The 16,106-nt window shown below is 41.4% G+C and carries 17 protein-coding genes; 16 read left to right on the forward strand and 1 reads right to left on the reverse strand.

Annotated features, from left to right (window positions below):
• The 16 genes from LG375_RS09815 to LG375_RS09890 all read left to right on the forward strand — a co-directional run bounded on the left by LG375_RS09815 (window position 1) and on the right by LG375_RS09890 (window position 14,843).
• Complete coding sequence (locus LG375_RS09815; protein WP_225745725.1) at window positions 1-837, forward strand: NAD(P)H-hydrate dehydratase; 837 nt, start codon at window positions 1-3, stop codon at window positions 835-837.
• Window positions 838-958: 121 nt separating this feature from the next.
• Entirely contained in the window at window positions 959-3,073 is a 2,115-nt protein-coding gene (gene pbp2b, locus LG375_RS09820) for a penicillin-binding protein PBP2B (protein ID WP_225745726.1), read from the forward strand.
• 136 nt (window positions 3,074-3,209) lie between these two features.
• A complete protein-coding gene (recR, locus tag LG375_RS09825) occupies window positions 3,210-3,806 on the forward strand; it encodes a recombination mediator RecR (RefSeq protein ID WP_002886148.1) in 597 nt (198 codons plus the stop codon).
• 103 nt (window positions 3,807-3,909) lie between these two features.
• The gene (licT, locus tag LG375_RS09830) at window positions 3,910-4,749 is read left to right on the forward strand and encodes a BglG family transcription antiterminator LicT (RefSeq protein ID WP_037599275.1); all 840 of its coding nucleotides are present in this window, start codon (window positions 3,910-3,912) and stop codon (window positions 4,747-4,749) included.
• A gap of 216 nt (window positions 4,750-4,965) precedes the next feature.
• On the forward strand, window positions 4,966-5,463 hold the full coding sequence (gene ybeY, locus LG375_RS09835; RefSeq protein ID WP_037599238.1) for an rRNA maturation RNase YbeY: 498 nt from the start codon (window positions 4,966-4,968) through the stop codon (window positions 5,461-5,463).
• The gene (locus tag LG375_RS09840; RefSeq protein ID WP_002890438.1) at window positions 5,444-5,848 is read left to right on the forward strand and encodes a diacylglycerol kinase family protein; all 405 of its coding nucleotides are present in this window, start codon (window positions 5,444-5,446) and stop codon (window positions 5,846-5,848) included. The genes ybeY and LG375_RS09840 overlap by 20 nt, the downstream gene beginning before the upstream one ends.
• 22 nt (window positions 5,849-5,870) lie before the next feature.
• A complete protein-coding gene (gene era / locus LG375_RS09845) occupies window positions 5,871-6,770 on the forward strand; it encodes a GTPase Era (protein WP_013990908.1) in 900 nt (299 codons plus the stop codon).
• A gap of 44 nt (window positions 6,771-6,814) precedes the next feature.
• Window positions 6,815-7,636, forward strand: a complete 822-nt coding sequence (gene mutM / locus LG375_RS09850; protein ID WP_064523240.1) for a DNA-formamidopyrimidine glycosylase — start codon at window positions 6,815-6,817, stop codon at window positions 7,634-7,636.
• Window positions 7,633-8,226: a dephospho-CoA kinase gene (gene coaE / locus LG375_RS09855; protein WP_049546179.1), complete on the forward strand. Its 594-nt coding sequence runs from the start codon at window positions 7,633-7,635 to the stop codon at window positions 8,224-8,226. Before mutM ends, coaE begins: the two co-directional genes overlap by 4 nt.
• A gap of 50 nt (window positions 8,227-8,276) precedes the next feature.
• Window positions 8,277-9,500: a multidrug efflux MFS transporter gene (locus LG375_RS09860; RefSeq protein ID WP_225745727.1), complete on the forward strand. Its 1,224-nt coding sequence runs from the start codon at window positions 8,277-8,279 to the stop codon at window positions 9,498-9,500.
• Window positions 9,490-9,636 carry a 50S ribosomal protein L33 gene (rpmG, locus tag LG375_RS09865; protein ID WP_002890443.1) on the forward strand — a complete coding sequence of 49 codons (147 nt, stop codon included), beginning with the start codon at window positions 9,490-9,492 and terminating at the stop codon, window positions 9,634-9,636. Before LG375_RS09860 ends, rpmG begins: the two co-directional genes overlap by 11 nt.
• Before the next feature lie 45 nt (window positions 9,637-9,681).
• Window positions 9,682-9,918, forward strand: a complete 237-nt coding sequence (gene secG, locus LG375_RS09870; protein ID WP_002886135.1) for a preprotein translocase subunit SecG — start codon at window positions 9,682-9,684, stop codon at window positions 9,916-9,918.
• Window positions 9,919-9,980: 62 nt separating this feature from the next.
• The gene (rnr, locus tag LG375_RS09875; protein WP_225745728.1) at window positions 9,981-12,434 is read left to right on the forward strand and encodes a ribonuclease R; all 2,454 of its coding nucleotides are present in this window, start codon (window positions 9,981-9,983) and stop codon (window positions 12,432-12,434) included.
• Window positions 12,435-12,455: 21 nt separating this feature from the next.
• Complete coding sequence (gene smpB, locus LG375_RS09880; RefSeq protein WP_225745729.1) at window positions 12,456-12,920, forward strand: SsrA-binding protein SmpB; 465 nt, start codon at window positions 12,456-12,458, stop codon at window positions 12,918-12,920.
• 146 nt (window positions 12,921-13,066) lie between these two features.
• Window positions 13,067-14,473: a Cof-type HAD-IIB family hydrolase gene (locus LG375_RS09885; protein WP_037599247.1), complete on the forward strand. Its 1,407-nt coding sequence runs from the start codon at window positions 13,067-13,069 to the stop codon at window positions 14,471-14,473.
• A gap of 1 nt (window position 14,474) precedes the next feature.
• On the forward strand, window positions 14,475-14,843 hold the full coding sequence (locus LG375_RS09890) for a S1 RNA-binding domain-containing protein (protein WP_002886108.1): 369 nt from the start codon (window positions 14,475-14,477) through the stop codon (window positions 14,841-14,843).
• 96 nt (window positions 14,844-14,939) lie between these two features.
• On the opposite strand, the gene LG375_RS09895 is transcribed toward LG375_RS09890, so the two are convergent.
• Window positions 14,940-16,022: a M24 family metallopeptidase gene (locus LG375_RS09895; RefSeq protein ID WP_225745730.1), complete on the reverse strand. Its 1,083-nt coding sequence runs from the start codon at window positions 16,020-16,022 to the stop codon at window positions 14,940-14,942.
• Between the last annotated feature and the right edge of the window lie 84 nt (window positions 16,023-16,106).

Consider the following 16,106-nt stretch of genomic DNA (forward strand, 5'->3'; position numbering starts at 1 on the left):
ATGAAAGTTGATGACGATTTAGCTAGGCAAGTGATAACACCTCGCTTGAGAGAGTCTCACAAGGGTTCTTACGGTCGAGTGCTTTTAGTTGGTGGACTTTATCCTTATGGTGGTGCCATCATTATGGCTGCCATAGCTTGTGTCAATAGTGGGGCAGGCTTGGTCACAGTGGCTACGGATCGTGAAAATATCACAGCCCTTCATGCTCATCTCCCTGAAGCCATGGCTTTTGACCTTAGAGAGACTGAAAGATTTCTTGAGAATCTTAGGGCAGCTGATGTGGTATTAATCGGTTCTGGCCTAGGTGAAGATGGTGTAGCTAGTCAGGCTATGGACTTGGTGCTGGCAAATATTAGGGCAGATAAAAATTTGGTTGTTGATGGTTCAGCTCTCAATCTTTTGGCTAAGAAGAATAAGAAGAACTTACCAGATTGTCACCTTACTCTCACCCCACATCAAAAAGAATGGGAACGCTTGTCTGGTTTTAGGATTCCAGAGCAGACAGTTTCCAACACTCAAAAAGCCTTAGGTGAGTTCCAAGCTGGGACAATCCTGGTTGCCAAGAGTCACAAGACGGCTGTCTATCAGGGTGAAAAAGTAGCTCATTTAGAAGTTGGTGGGCCTTATCAAGCCACAGGAGGAATGGGAGATACCTTGGCTGGTATGATTACTGGTTTTCTGGCCCAGTTTCCTCCAATTGATCGCTATAAGGCTGTCACAGTGGCTACCTGGCTTCACTCAGCTATCGCTGATGATCTGGCTAAAAATGCCTATGTGGTTTTGCCGACACATATCAGTAAAGCCATTCCTAGCTGGATGAAAAAGTTATCATTATAATCTAAAAAACGTGTCTTATATTGAGGCAAGTTTTTTTAGATTTCGACATTTTTTTAAGATTGCTGAAGCTTATTTGTGATAAAATAAAAGAGAATTTTTATGAGAACATAGAGGAAAAAAAGTGACATCATTTTCGAAAAAACTCAGTCAAAAATGGGAAAAACGGCGCCAAAAACGAAAAGAAAAACGAGCGAATAAACCTAGAAAGCCAGTAAACATCTCCCGTCGTGTTTACTTGCTTTTTGGTGTAGTCTTTGTCCTTTTTTTGTTGCTTTTTGCACGTTTGACCTATATGCAGGTTTATAACAAATCGTTTTATACGAAGAAATTAGATGATAATTCTAAGTATACAGTTAGGATTGCAAGCGAACGTGGGCAAATCTTTGATGCTAAAGGGGTTGCCCTCACGACCAACCAGAGTAAGGATGTTATCACCTTCACACGTAGCAATTTGGTGTCATCAGATACGATGAAGAAGGTCGCTGAAAAGTTGGCGACCATGGTGACTCTGACAGAAACGAAGGTAACAGCACGTCAAAAACGGGATTTCTATCTAGCGGATTCTGCCACTTATAAGCGAGTTGTTAATGATCTTCCAAACGACAAGAAAACAGATAAGTTTGGTAATAAATTAGCTGAAGCTACTATTTATAACAATGCTGTTGATGCAGTTCCTGATGAAGCAGTGGATTACTCTGAGGATGAACTTAAGATTGTCTACATTTACTCACAGATGAATGCTGTTTCTAATTTCTCAACAGTCACATTGAAAACAGGGGACTTGACGCCTGAACAAATTGCGATTGTAGCAGCTAAACAGAAGGAACTCAATGGTATTACGGTTGCTAAGGATTGGGAACGTCATACGGTTGATTCAGCCTTGTCACCTCTCATCGGGAAAGTCTCAAGCTCAGAAGCAGGTTTGCCACAAGAAGATGCCAAGGAATACCTCAAAAAAGGGTATGCTCTTAATGACCGTGTAGGAACGTCTTATCTAGAAAAAGAATACGAGGAGAAACTACAAGGAAAACATACTGTTCGTGAGATTACAGTAGACAAGGAAGGCAAAGTTGCTAGTGATAAAATCACTCAAAAGGGCAGCAAGGGGAACAATCTGCAGTTGACCATCGACCTTGATTTCCAAAAGGGAGTTGAAGACATCCTAGGTCAACAGCTTTCTTCAGAGATTTCAGAAAATAAAGCTACCTATTCTGAAGGAATGTATGCAGTGGTTATGAATGCTGACACTGGTGCTGTGCTTGCCATGGCAGGGCAAAAACATGAACAAGGTGCACAAGATTTTAAGGCCAATGCTTTAGGAACAATCACTGATGTCTTCATTCCAGGATCTGTTGTTAAGGGAGCAACCTTAACTGCTGGTTGGCGTTCAGGTGCTATCTATGGGAACCAAGTCTTGACTGACCAACCCATCAACATTGCCGGTTCAGCCCCTATCACATCTTGGTTTACAGACCAAGGTAGCCGTCCTATTACCGCGACACAGGCTCTAGAATACTCATCAAATACCTATATGGTACAGATTGCTATCAAACTACTTGGCCAACAGTATGTTCCAGGTATGGCCTTGTCGACTGACAATATGGATAAGGCCATGACGACGCTTCGTGATACCTATGCTGATTTTGGTATGGGGGTGTCTACAGGACTTGATTTACCTGGAGAATCAGAAGGTTACATTTCTAAGAATTACAATGTAGCCAACGTCTTGACAGAGGCCTTTGGTCAGTACGACTCTTATACAACCATTCAGCTGGCTCAGTATGTTGCTTCAATTGCCAATGGTGGTAAACGTGTAGCACCCCATATTGTTGGAGGTATCTACGATGCAGGAGCTAATGGTAGTCTAGGAACTCTAGCTTCAACGGTAGATACACGTGTATTAAATACCTTACCTCTCGATTCTGAGCAATTAGGCCTTATCCAACAAGGTTTCAATGATGTGGTCAATTCTGGCTCTAGCCTTGCGTCTGGTAAAGCTATGGCAAGTTCTATCATTCCGATTAGTGGTAAAACAGGGACAGGCGAAACATATGCGACGGATGGTTCCGGTAATTCTGTAACAACGGTTAACCTTAATGCGGTTGCCTATGCGACTGCCAAAGATGGCACTAAGCTGGCTGTAGGTATTATGTATCCACACGCTCTAGATTGGAAGAGTAAGGCCCATCAAAATGCAGTCAAAGCTATTATGGAGCTTTATCAAAATACTCACTAAACAATGAAAATCTCTTGTGCCTTGCACGAGGGATTTTTCTGTGATATAGTGTTTGAGTGTTTATTCTTGGGTAAAGACTTATCCATGACAGTGATAAAAGATAAGAAATAAAAAATATAGAGAAATGGAGGCCTTCATGCTTTATCCTACTCCAATTGCGAAGCTGATTGATAGTTTTTCAAAACTCCCTGGAATTGGGGCTAAAACAGCGACACGCCTAGCTTTTTATACCATTAGTATGTCTGATGAAGATGTCAATGATTTCGCAAAAAACCTCTTGGCAGCAAAACGTGAATTGACTTATTGTTCGGTCTGTGGTCGTTTGACAGATGATGATCCATGTAATATTTGTACCGATGAAACCAGAGATCGTACTAAGATTTTGGTTGTTGAAGATTCCAAAGATGTTTCAGCTATGGAAAAGATTCAGGAATACCGTGGTCTCTACCATGTGCTTCAAGGGCTTATCTCCCCTATGAATGGTGTTGGACCAGACGATATTAACCTGAAAAGTTTGATTACCCGCCTTATGGACAGCGAGGTTGACGAGATTATTATTGCCACTAATGCAACAGCAGATGGTGAGGCGACGTCTATGTATATTTCGCGTGTCCTTAAACCTGCAGGAATCAAAGTGACTCGTTTAGCGCGTGGTTTGGCAGTCGGTTCTGACATTGAGTATGCTGATGAAGTGACCTTGCTAAGAGCTATCGAAAATCGAACAGAACTATAAGTAAAAAGTGTTGGTCAGGCCAGCACTTTTAGTTTGTAGTAAGTAGGTTTCTCATTAAAAATTTGGTAAAATAAAGTAAGCGCTTTTTTAATGAGGGATCATGATGCAGATTGAAAAGATTTTAAACAACAATGTTGTCCAAGCTTTGGATAATAATGTGGAATACATTGTCATGGGTAAGGGACTAGGCTTTCAAAAGAAGGTCGGAGACCTTGTTGATAAGGAAAAGATTGAAAAGACTTTTGTTTTGGAAAATACAGAGGCAGTAGAGGAATGGTCTCGTGTTTATGTCAATTTACCTGATGGTGAAATGCAGGTCTTTTTGAATATCCTTACTTTTGCTGAGGCTGTCTTGCAAACCAAGTTTGATCCCTCTTTTTTCATCGCCCTTGCTGACCACCTACATTACGCTATTGAAAGAAGTAGAGAAGGTGTTTCTTTGCAGAATCCCTTGGCTTGGGAGGTTCGAAAATTTTACCCTCGGGAGTATGAGATTGGAAAACAAGCTCTTCGTTTGATTGCCAAGGATTTAGAAGTTAAATTGGCAGATGATGAGGCTGCCTCTGTCGCTTTACATTTTGTCAATGCACAAAAGGATGTGGGTCTCCATGAAAAAGACCGACAGATGACTCAAATTGTGGTTGGAATTAGTGACATTGTCCGTCTTCATTTTGGTTGTGATTTGGAGGAGGATAGTTTCTCTTATAACCGATTTATTACACATCTTCGCTATCTAGCGCAACGGATTGTGAGTGGGGTTAGTGGTGGTAAAAATGATGCTTTTCTTTACGAGCAGGTTAGGGTAAATTATCCAGAATCCTTTATCTGTACCCAAAAGATTGCTAACTATATTAAGACAGGTTACACTTTTGAATTGAGTTTGGACGAACAGGTCTATTTAACCATTCATATTCAACGTCTTAAGGATAGTTTGGATAAGTAAGCGATTCACGGAGAGGCCATACAAAAAGCAGACAATTAGACTTAAGTCTGCTTTTTCTGTGTCCTTATGGTATAATGAGGTGATTAATATTAAACTAAAAATACTCAAAGTTAGGATTCTATGTATTTGAGTATTTCTATAAAAAGCTAATGAGTTAGTGAAAGGAAGCGAGCGGTTCTGTGCTTGAAGTGAGCATAGCCGTTCCTAAAGAATCTTATGTATATTGAAATGATTGACGAGACTGGACAAGTCTCTGAGAAATTAAAAGAACAAACCTTGGAGTTGCTAGATTTTGCAGCAGAAAAACTTGGCAAGGAAGACAAGGAAATGGCTGTTACATTTGTAACCAACGAACGCAGCCACGAACTAAACTTGGAATATCGTGATACAGACCGTCCAACAGATGTCATTAGTTTGGAGTATAAGCCTGAATTAGATATTAGCTTTGATGAGGAAGAGTTGGCTGAAAATCCTGAATTAGCTGAAATGATGGGAGAGTTTGATAGTTATATCGGTGAACTCTTTATTTCCGTTGATAAGGCTCATGAACAAGCTGAGGATTATGGACATAGTTTTGAACGTGAGATGGGTTTCTTGGCTGTTCACGGTTTTCTCCATATCAATGGCTATGACCATTACACCCCAGAAGAAGAAGCGGAAATGTTTGGATTACAGGAAGAAATTTTGACTGCTTATGGACTTACGCGACAATAATCCACAAAAAAAGTGGAAAAATAGAGAATTTACAGCTAGTTTTGAGTTTGCTCTGACAGGAATAATAACGGCTTTCAAAGAAGAACGCAATATGCGCAAGCACTTGGTTTCAGCTATCTTGGTGGTATTGGCTGGCTTGATTTTCCGTGTGTCTGCGACAGAATGGCTCTTTCTTTTGATGGCAGTTTTTCTCGTAATTGCCCTAGAGATTGTTAATTCTGCCATTGAAAATGTTGTCGATTTAGCTAGTAATTATCACTTTTCGATGCTAGCCAAAAATGCCAAGGATATGGCCGCTGGAGCTGTTTTAGTGGTTTCTTGTTATGCAGTCATTACGGGGATGATTGTTTTCATACCTAAAATTTGGCACTTAATTTTCAATTAAAACGAAATAGGAAAGAAGTTATATGACATTTAAATCAGGATTTGTGGCTATTCTCGGCCGTCCTAATGTAGGAAAATCAACGTTTTTGAACCATGTTATGGGGCAAAAGATTGCTATCATGAGTGATAAGGCTCAAACAACCCGCAATAAAATTATGGGAATTTACACAACCGATAAGGAACAGATTGTCTTTATCGATACCCCAGGGATTCACAAGCCTAAGACGGCCCTTGGGGATTTCATGGTGGAATCTGCTTATTCAACCCTTCGTGAGGTTGATACAGTCCTCTTTATGGTACCAGCGGATGAGCCTCGTGGTAAGGGTGATAATATGATTATCGAACGCCTCAAACAAGCTAAAGTTCCAGTTATCTTGGTAATCAATAAGATTGACAAGGTCCATCCAGATCAGCTCCTAGAGCAGATTGACGATTTCCGTACACAAATGGATTTCAAGGAGATTATTCCGATATCTGCCCTCCAAGGGAACAATGTTTCCCACCTTGTGGATGTCTTGAGTGATAACCTTGAGGAAGGGTTCCAATATTTCCCAGCGGACCAAATCACCGATCACCCTGAGCGTTTCTTGGTATCAGAGATGATTCGTGAAAAAGTCCTTCAGTTGACACGTGAAGAAATTCCACACTCTGTTGCGGTTGTCATTGATGAGATGAAGCGTGATGAAGACACGGATAAGATTCATATTCGTGCGACAATCATGGTTGAGCGTGACAGCCAAAAAGGGATTGTTATTGGTAAACAAGGTTCCATGCTCAAGAAAATTGGTACCCTTGCTCGTAAAGATATTGAAGTCATGCTCGGGGACAAGGTCTTCCTTGAAACCTGGGTTAAGGTTAAGAAAAATTGGCGTGATAAAAAACTTGATTTGGCCGATTTTGGTTACAATGAAAAAGAATATTAAAAAGCTGGGCACTTGCTCGGCTTTCTTGCTAGAAGGAGGAGCAGATGCCTGAGTTACCTGAGGTAGAAACTGTTAGACGAGGTTTAGAACGGTTAGTAGTAGGTCGGACTATTTTGTCGCTTGAGGTCAAGGTTCCAAAAATGATTAAGACCTCCTACGATAGTTTTTTGACTGATTTACCTGGTCAAACCATTCAAGCCCTGCGACGAAGAGGCAAGTACTTGATTTTTGACTTTGGACAGTTGATTATGATTTCCCACTTGCGTATGGAGGGAAAATACCTGCTGTTTACAGATCAAGTTCCTACCAACAAGCATTTTCATTTATTTTTTAAGTTAGATGATGGCTCCACCCTCGTCTATCAAGATGTCCGCAAGTTTGGGACCTTTGATTTATTGGCTAAAAGTCAAGAGGAGGCTTATTTTACAAGGAAAAAGCTTGGTCCTGAGCCTACTAAGAAGGCCTTCAAATACGCTCTATTTGAGAGAGCCTTGATGAGTTCTGCAAAGCCCATTAAAAGTCTCCTCTTGGAGCAAAAATTGGTGGCTGGTCTAGGAAATATCTATGTTGATGAGGTGCTTTGGGCGGCCAAGGTTCATCCTGAAATGCCAGCAAAGGAACTCAGCAAGGCAGCCATGAAGCGGGTCCATGATCAAACGATTGCCATTTTACAGCTTGGCATTGAAAAAGGCGGCTCAACCATAAGGACCTATCGTAATGCCCTTGGTGAGGACGGAACCATGCAGAACTATTTGCAGGTTTACGGAAAGACGGGACAGCCTTGTCCACGCTGCGCAAGCACAATTGAGAAAATCAAGTTAGGAGGGAGAGGGACACATTTGTGTCCTCATTGTCAGAAACGATGATTATTGGGTTAACAGGTGGTATTGCTTCAGGAAAATCAACGGTTGTTGAAATGATTAAAGAGGCAGGTTACAAGGTCATTGATGCTGATCAGCTTGTCCACGATATGCAGGCTAAAGGAGGCCGTTTGTATAGTGCCTTGCTTGATTGGTTGGGAGAGGAGATTCTCCTTCCTAATGGAGAATTGAATCGTCCTAAACTAGGGCAACTGATTTTTTCGAATGAGGAGATGAGACATCGGTCTGCTGAGATTCAAGGGACAATTATTCGAGAGGAACTAGCAGCTCAAAGGGATTGTTTGGCCAAGAAAGAAGATGTTTTTTTCATGGATATTCCCTTACTTATTGAGAATGGGTATCAGGAATGGTTTGACCAGATTTGGTTGGTGGCAGTGTTACCTGAGGTCCAGCGCCAACGCTTGATGAAACGTAATCACTTAAGTTCAAGGGAAGCTAGTATGCGAATCGCTAGCCAGATGTCTTTAGAAGAGAAAAAGCCTTATGCCAGCTTGATTCTTAATAATAACGGTAGTCTCGATGATTTGAAGGATAAAGTGAAGAGCGCAATAAATGATTTACCTAGCTCCTCATAGCTAGTCATTGTGATATAATGGATAGTGAATTTTAGAAAGAAGATGATTATTTGCGCCAAAAAGAGCTTAAAAGTACTGATTGGCAACGTAACCTTAAAATTGCATGGATAGGAACCTTTTTTACTGGAGCTAGTTTCTCCATTGTTATGCCTTTCATGGCCCTCTACATTGAGGAACTAGGTGTTAAAGGAGACATGGTTGAATGGTATACTGGTTTGTCTGTTGCCATCTCTGCTTTAGCCTCGGCCCTGGTTTCTCCTATTTGGGGACGCTTAGCTGACCGTTATGGCCGAAAGCCCATGATGATTAGAGCCAGCATGGTGATGACTTTTACAATGGGAGGTCTTGCCTTAGTCCCAAATGTTTTCTGGCTGCTTTTCTTAAGAACGCTGAATGGTTTGTTTGCGGGGTATGTTCCAAATGCCACAGCTTTAATTGCTAGTCAGGTTCCTCAGAACCGTTCTGGTTATGCCCTGGGGACCTTATCTACGGGTCTAACGGCAGGTGTTCTGATTGGCCCTTTGTTAGGTGGTACCTTGTCTGAGGCGTTTGGTATGAGAGGGACCTTTTTATTGGTGGGCCTCATTCTATTTATCTGCTGCCTCTTAACTGTCTTTGGTTTGCGAGAGAATTTTCAACCTATCGAAAAGGGAGAGATGATGACTCTTTCTCAGGTTTTTGCGAAAATTCCCAGCAAATCTATGTTGATTGGCCTTTTTGTGACCAGTATGATTATCCAGATTTCTGCCCAATCGATTGCACCTATGTTGGCCCTTTATATTCGTTATTTAGGTCAGAGGGACAATATCCTTTTTTACTCAGGTTTAATTGTTTCTGCTATGGGCTTCTCTAGTCTCTTGAGTACCCCTTTTCTGGGAAAATTGGGAGACCGTATTGGGAATCATCGCTTACTTTTAATGGGGCTATTTTATAGCTTCCTCTTGTATTTCCTTTGTGGTTTTGCCGGTTCAGCCTTGCAATTGGGTATCTTACGTTTTGCCTATGGCTTCGGTGTGGGTGCCCTTATGCCTAGTGTCAATTCTTTATTGACCAAGATGACACCCAAGGAAGGAATCTCAAGAATATTTAGCTTTAATCAAAGCTTTGCATACATTGGACAAGTTTTAGGTCCTTTTGTTGGTTCAGCAGTTGCGACTGGACTAGGTTATCGCTGGGTCTTCTTTGTGACCGCAATGATTGTCTTTGGAAATTTTGTCTGGTCCTTAATCATCTTTAGAAAATCGCTAGGAGTCAAGAATATAGGTGAGAGTTAAAATCAATTTAAAGTGTAGTGAATGTGGGAGCATCAACTATCTCACAAGTAAAAATAAACAAAATCATCCTGAGAAAATTCAGGTACCCAAATTCTGCCCCAAGGATAGAAAAGTAACCTTACATGTTGAATCTTAAAGGGTTCTATGGTAGAATAAAAAGGACTTTTTCGGAGGAATAACTATGTACGACTTATTATTAACGCTGCTCTTGGTGATGTCAGCTATTATTGTGATTGCGGTATTCATGCAGCCACAAAAGAATCCAAGTAGCAATGTCTTTGATGGTGGTGGGTCAGAAGCACTATTTGAACGTAGTAAACCACGTGGTTTTGAAGCCTTTATGCAACGCTTTACAGGAATCATGGTTTTTCTATGGATTGTAGATGCAATCGTCCTTTCCATTCTCTCAAGTAAGTAATGAGCTGACTGAGGTTGGCTCATTTTTTGCGTTATAGTCAATAAATAAAAGAAAAGGAAATCATGAAAGAATCTATTATAAATTATTTGAAGGAGCATGGGAAATCCAGTGTAAACGACATTGCCCAGGCTCTTAATCATGCTGGGGGAGAAAAGTTTCCTCAGCTCATCAAGGCCATATCAGCCATGGAAAGTAAGGGACAGTTGCGTTTTAATCGAGATGGCTCTGTTTCCTTGCGTCCTAAGAAAGAAAATCCAAATCAGGTGACTGTTGAAGGTGTTTTCCGTGCCAATAAGAACGGTTTTGGTTTCTTGCATGTCGATGACAGTGAAGATGATATGTTCATTGGTCGTAATGATGTTGGCCATGCCATTGACGGTGATACTGTTGCTGTTGTTATCAAGAAGCCAGCGGATCGTTTGCGTGGGACGGCAGCAGAAGCACGAGTTGTTGAAATTGTAGAACGTTCGCTTAAGACTGTTGTAGGGAAATTTATCCTTAGCGACGAGAAAGAACCTTATGCTGGTTACATTAAGTCTAAAAATCAAAAAATTCAGCAGCCAATTTTTATTAAGAAAGAACCAGTTGCCCTAGACGGTACTGAAATTATCAAGGTTGATATTGAAAAATACCCTAACCGTCACTATGATTACTTCGTAGGAAGTGTTCGTGACATTATTGGTCATCAAGGGGATGCTGGTATTGATGTCTTGGAAGTCTTAGAATCAATGGATATTGTTTCAGAGTTCCCAGAGGATGTCATGGCGGAAGCAGAAGCTGTACCAGATGCACCTAGTCAGGAAGACCTCCTTGGTCGTGTTGACCTTCGTCAAGAGGTGACTTTTACTATTGATGGAGCTGATGCTAAGGACTTGGATGATGCGGTCCATATTAAGCGTTTGCCAAATGGTAATTTTGAGCTTGGTGTTCATATTGCCGATGTGTCCTACTATGTCACTGAAGGTTCAGCTCTTAACCGTGAGGCCGTAGCACGTGGGACTTCGGTTTATGTGACAGACCGTGTGGTGCCAATGTTGCCTGAGCGTCTTTCAAATGGTATTTGTTCACTAAATCCCAATGTTGATCGCTTGACTCAGTCAGCCATTATGGAGATTACTCCAAAAGGTAAGGTGGTTAATCATAAGATTTGTCAATCTGTGATTAATACAACCTTCCGTATGACCTACAGTGATGTCAATGAGATGTTGGCTGGAAATCCAGAAAAGATTGAGCAGTTTAAGCCAATCATGGACTCTGTATCAGCTATGGCAGAATTGCATAAGATTTTAGAAGACATGCGTGAGCGTCGTGGTGCCCTTAACTTTGATACATCTGAAGCTCGTATCTTGGTAAATGAGAAGGGGATGCCAGTGGATATCGTGGTGCGTGAACGTGGAATAGCCGAGCGAATGATTGAATCCTTCATGTTGGCTGCCAATGAATGTGTGGCGGAGCACTTCACTAAGGCTAAGTTGCCATTTATCTACCGTATCCACGAGGAGCCAAAAGCTGAGAAATTACAACGCTTCATGGATTATGCCTCTATCTTTGGTGTTCAAATCAAAGGAACTGCCAATAAGATGGATCAACTAGACTTGCAAGAGTTCATGGCGCGAGTTCAGGGTAAACCTGGAGCAGAGGTGATGAATATGATGTTGCTTCGTTCTATGCAACAAGCCCGCTATTCAGAACACAACCATGGGCACTATGGACTTGCGGCTCAGTATTATACCCACTTTACGAGTCCAATCCGTCGTTACCCAGACCTCTTGGTTCACCGAATGATTCGTGAGTACACTAACAATATGTCTCAAGAAACACGTGAACATTTTGAAGAGGTTATTCCTGAGTTAGCGACATCATCTTCAACCCTTGAACGCCGTGCCATTGATGCCGAACGTGTCGTTGAAGCGATGAAAAAAGCGGAATACATGGAAGAGTTTGTTGGTCAAGAATTCGACGGTATTGTCGGAAGTGTGGTTAAATTCGGTATGTTTGTGGAATTGCCAAACACCATCGAAGGTTTGGTTCACATCACCACCCTTCCAGAATTTTACAATTACAATGAACGTACCATGACACTTCAGGGTGAAAAAACTGGTAAGACTTTCCGAGTTGGTCAGCCTATCCGTGTCAAATTAACACGTGCGGATAAGGAAACCGGAGATATTGACTTCCAATACCTTCCAAGCGAGTATGATGTCACTGAAAAAGTAGATCACAAGGCACGTCAGGAACGTGAAGAGAAAGCGAAAGCCTTCCGCAATAGAGGTCCACGTCGTGACCGTCAAAATGGAGATTTCGAACGTCGTGGTAAACGTGGGGATAACCGTAACCGTCAAGATGGTAATGGTCGTAAAGGCTCTTATGACGAAAAACGTAAGTCATCTAAGAAACCAGACAAACGTAAAAATCAAAACCGTCCTCATAATGATAACAAGGGACGTGAGAGTGGTCGTCGTAAGAAAAAAGGGAACAAACCTTTTTACAAGGACGTTGCTAAAAAACGAAAATAGGATGAGAATGGAGGGACTGCTATGCCAAAGGGTGAAGGCAATGTTGTTGCTCAGAATAAAAAGGCTAGACATGACTATAGTATCGTTGATACTATTGAAGCGGGTATCGTACTGACAGGGACAGAGATTAAGTCTGTTCGTGCGGCCCGCATCCAACTTAAAGATGGCTATGCCCAAATCAAAAATGGTGAGGCCTGGTTAATCAATGTCCATATTGCTCCTTTTGAGCAAGGAAATATTTGGAATCAAGATCCAGACCGTACGAGAAAGTTGTTGCTCAAGAAGAAACAGATCACCAAACTTCAAAATGATCTTAAGGGTACAGGAATGACTCTAGTTCCTCTTCAGGTCTACCTAAAAAACGGTTTTGCCAAGGTATTGCTCGGTATTGTCAAAGGGAAACACGATTACGATAAACGTGAGTCTATCAAGCGTCGTGAACAAGAGCGTGATATTAAACGTATTATCAAGAGTGTTAACCGTTAAACTGCCTATCATCTAAGACTACTATAGTCTTAGATGATTTTTTGTTTTTGGCTTTAAGACATGATATAATGAGAGTACCATGCGGTCTTTAGTTAGGATACTAGCTATACCTGACTCTAGCTGTGATACTGTAAAGGAGATTAGCGATGCCAGTAGATGCTAAAACAAAATACAAGGCCAAGAAGACTAAGATTGTTTTCTTTGACATTGACGACACCCTTCGTGTTAAAAAGACAGGCTACATACCTGAATCTATTAAGGCTGTTTTCAAAGGGCTTAAAGAAAAAGGAATTTTGACGGGGATTGCCACAGGACGTGGCTACTATGGTGTCGTTGAGGACATTCGAGACCTAGAGCCCGATTATTTTGTAACCATCAATGGAACTTATGTGATTAATCGAAAAGGGGAAGAAATTTATAACCAACCCCTCGCTCGTGAGGTTACAGAAGCTTTTGTTGCTTGGTGCAAAGAGATTGGAATTGCTTGGGGCTTTGCTGGTAAGGATAAGCCAGTTGTCTCAGAGCGTTCAGATTTGATTGATAATGCTATGAAACCAGTCTATGGTCTTTGTGATGTGGAGCCAGACTTTCACTTGTCGAATGATGTTTACCATATGTGGACTTTTGCGGAAAATGATGGTGACCTTGAATTACCAGAAGAACTCGCATCCCATGTCCGTATGGTACCCTGGCATGAACACTCCTCTGACGTCGTAGCAAATGGTATCTCAAAGGCCTCTGGTGTCGAGCATGTCTTGGAGCATGAAAATCTTAAACCAGTCAATGCCATGATGTTTGGTGATGGTCCAAACGATATGGAAATCTTTGACTATGTTGGACTTAAGATTGCTATGGGTAATGCCACACCAGAATTGAAAGAAAAAGCAGATTACGTTACAGGAACAATAGAAGAAGATGGCATTTTCAATGCCTTGGAGGAACTCGGATTGGTAGAAAAAGAACTTCATTTCCCACAACTTGACTTGGATACAGTAGAAGGTCCAGTCGCAACAATTAAAACAAATCATGGTAATTTGGTCATCAAACTCTTCCCTGATCATGCACCATTAACAGTTACTAACTTTGTCAATTTGGCCAAGAGTGGCTATTATGATGGTGTGATTTTCCACAGAATTATCAAGGATTTTATGATTCAAGGTGGTGACCCAACTGGTACTGGTATGGGTGGTGAGTCAAGCTTTGGTGGTAGCTTCCAGGACGAATTTTCTGAAGAGCTCTATAACCTCCGTGGTGCGCTTTCTATGGCTAATGCTGGACCAGATACAAATGGTAGCCAATTCTTCATCGTTCAAACGTCTGAAATTCCTTATGCTAAAAAGGAACTTGAACGTGGTGGATGGCCAGCACCAATCGCAGAAGCTTATGCTGAAAATGGTGGAACACCTCACCTAGACCGTCGTCACACAGTCTTTGGTCAATTGGTGGATGAAGACTCTTACAAGGTGCTTGATGAGATTGCCAATGTTGAGGTTGGGGCTCAAGATAAGCCACTTGAGGATGTTGTAATTGAAACAGTTGAGGTAGCAGACTAAGATGAAAATTGGAGACAAGCTTAGGGGTGTTATCACAGGCATCAAGCCTTACGGTGCCTTTGTTTCATTGGAAAATGGTACCACAGGCTTGATTCACATCTCAGAGATTAAGACAGGTTATATCGACAACATTTACAATACCCTCAAGGTAGACCAGGAGGTCTTGGTTCAAGTTGTTGATTTTGATGAATTTACACAAAAGGCTAGTCTTTCTTTGAGAACCCTTGAGGAAGAAAAAAATAAAATCCCTCATCGTCATCGTTTCTCTGATAGTCGTTTAAACTATGGCTTTAAACCCTTGGCAGAAGCAATGCCAGGATGGATTGAAGAAGGACTTGACTATCTTAGACAAGAGCATGAGGAAAAATAGCAAAAGCTGACTCTCGATGGGTCAGCTTTTTTGGTGTTTTCGATTTGGCTACAAACAAAAAGGTCTTCAACTTAATTGAAGACCCATGTTTATTAATTAGACATCAAAATAGAGCAATTCTTTTGGTGTGTGTGTGAAGACTTCAAAGCCATCTTTTGTCACATAACCACAGTCCTCGATACGAACACCAACTTTTTCAGGAATGTAAATACCTGGTTCGACTGAGAAGCACATTCCTTCTTCAATGACCATGTCATTTCCTTCCATGATAGAAGGGAATTCATGCACATCCATTCCGATACCGTGTCCGAGGCGGTGGTTGAAGTATTCGCCGTAACCAGCTTTTTCAATAACATTACGTGCTGCAGCATCGACTTCGCTGGCAGTTACACCTGGTTTAATCATATCTAGGGCAGCCTGTTGAGCTTCTAAAGTCAAGTGGTAGATTTCTTTTTTGAAATCATCGGGTTTTCCAACAGCGACTGTTCGCGTCATATCTGAAGCATAGCCATTCACCATACAGCCCAAGTCGAAGAGAAGAAGAGCATCTTTTTCAATTTTGTTGCTTCCAGGAATGCCGTGTGGGTTGGCTGCATTGTTACCAGTCAAGACCATAGTTTCAAAGCTCATTTCATAGCCCAAGCGTTTGATGCCAAATTCGATTTGAGCAATGATGTCTGTTTCAGTAACGTCGAGAGAAATATTGTCGAAACCAATATTAACAGCTTTATCAGCATAATCACCGGCAACAATCATTTTTTTAATTTCATCAGCAGACTTGATAACGCGCATTTTTTGGATGAATGGTGTCAGGTTTTCAAAGCGACCTTCAAAGACCGTTTGCAATCCTTGGAACTTAGTCACATTGAGATTGTCAAACTCTGCATAAATAATAGGGCTGTCTGTACTTGCTAGACCAGCTTTGATTTTTTGCCATGGATTTTCAGAATCCACATAACCAAAGACTGGGAAGTCGAGTACAGTAGAGGCACGTGCAACCTCAAGAGCAGGCACAAAGAGGGCAGGCTCACGATTTTCGTAGACGAAGAGGAACATTTGGCGTTCATGTGGGTCACAATCAAAACCAGTAAGATAATTGACAGTTACAGGATCTGAAACAATAGCTAGCCCTGCTTTATTTTCATTCAAAAAATGACGAATGCGATCAAGTTTAGACATAGAAAAAAACTCCTTTGTATTTCTTATACTCATTCTGTCACTTTTATAAGGAAAATGCAAGCTGTTTTTTTTGGCTTTTCATTA

It is taken from the genome of Streptococcus sp. Marseille-Q3604, assembly GCF_916619785.1.
Taxonomy (GTDB): domain Bacteria; phylum Bacillota; class Bacilli; order Lactobacillales; family Streptococcaceae; genus Streptococcus.

Excerpts from the sequence above, each read along its gene's own strand:
- LG375_RS09815 (WP_225745725.1), top strand. The coding sequence starts at position 1 with ATGAAAGTTGATGACGATTTAGCTAGGCAAGTGATAACACCTCGCTTG.
- smpB (WP_225745729.1), top strand. The coding sequence starts at position 12,456 with ATGCCAAAGGGTGAAGGCAATGTTGTTGCTCAGAATAAAAAGGCTAGA.
- ybeY (WP_037599238.1), top strand. The coding sequence starts at position 4,966 with ATGTATATTGAAATGATTGACGAGACTGGACAAGTCTCTGAGAAATTA.
- LG375_RS09890 (WP_002886108.1), top strand. The coding sequence starts at position 14,475 with ATGAAAATTGGAGACAAGCTTAGGGGTGTTATCACAGGCATCAAGCCT.
- recR (WP_002886148.1), top strand. The coding sequence starts at position 3,210 with ATGCTTTATCCTACTCCAATTGCGAAGCTGATTGATAGTTTTTCAAAA.
- era (WP_013990908.1), top strand. The coding sequence starts at position 5,871 with ATGACATTTAAATCAGGATTTGTGGCTATTCTCGGCCGTCCTAATGTA.
- mutM (WP_064523240.1), top strand. The coding sequence starts at position 6,815 with ATGCCTGAGTTACCTGAGGTAGAAACTGTTAGACGAGGTTTAGAACGG.
- coaE (WP_049546179.1), top strand. The coding sequence starts at position 7,633 with ATGATTATTGGGTTAACAGGTGGTATTGCTTCAGGAAAATCAACGGTT.
- LG375_RS09885 (WP_037599247.1), top strand. The coding sequence starts at position 13,067 with ATGCCAGTAGATGCTAAAACAAAATACAAGGCCAAGAAGACTAAGATT.
- secG (WP_002886135.1), top strand. The coding sequence starts at position 9,682 with ATGTACGACTTATTATTAACGCTGCTCTTGGTGATGTCAGCTATTATT.
- LG375_RS09840 (WP_002890438.1), top strand. The coding sequence starts at position 5,444 with ATGGACTTACGCGACAATAATCCACAAAAAAAGTGGAAAAATAGAGAA.
- licT (WP_037599275.1), top strand. The coding sequence starts at position 3,910 with ATGCAGATTGAAAAGATTTTAAACAACAATGTTGTCCAAGCTTTGGAT.
- LG375_RS09895 (WP_225745730.1), bottom strand. The coding sequence starts at position 16,022 with ATGTCTAAACTTGATCGCATTCGTCATTTTTTGAATGAAAATAAAGCA.
- rnr (WP_225745728.1), top strand. The coding sequence starts at position 9,981 with ATGAAAGAATCTATTATAAATTATTTGAAGGAGCATGGGAAATCCAGT.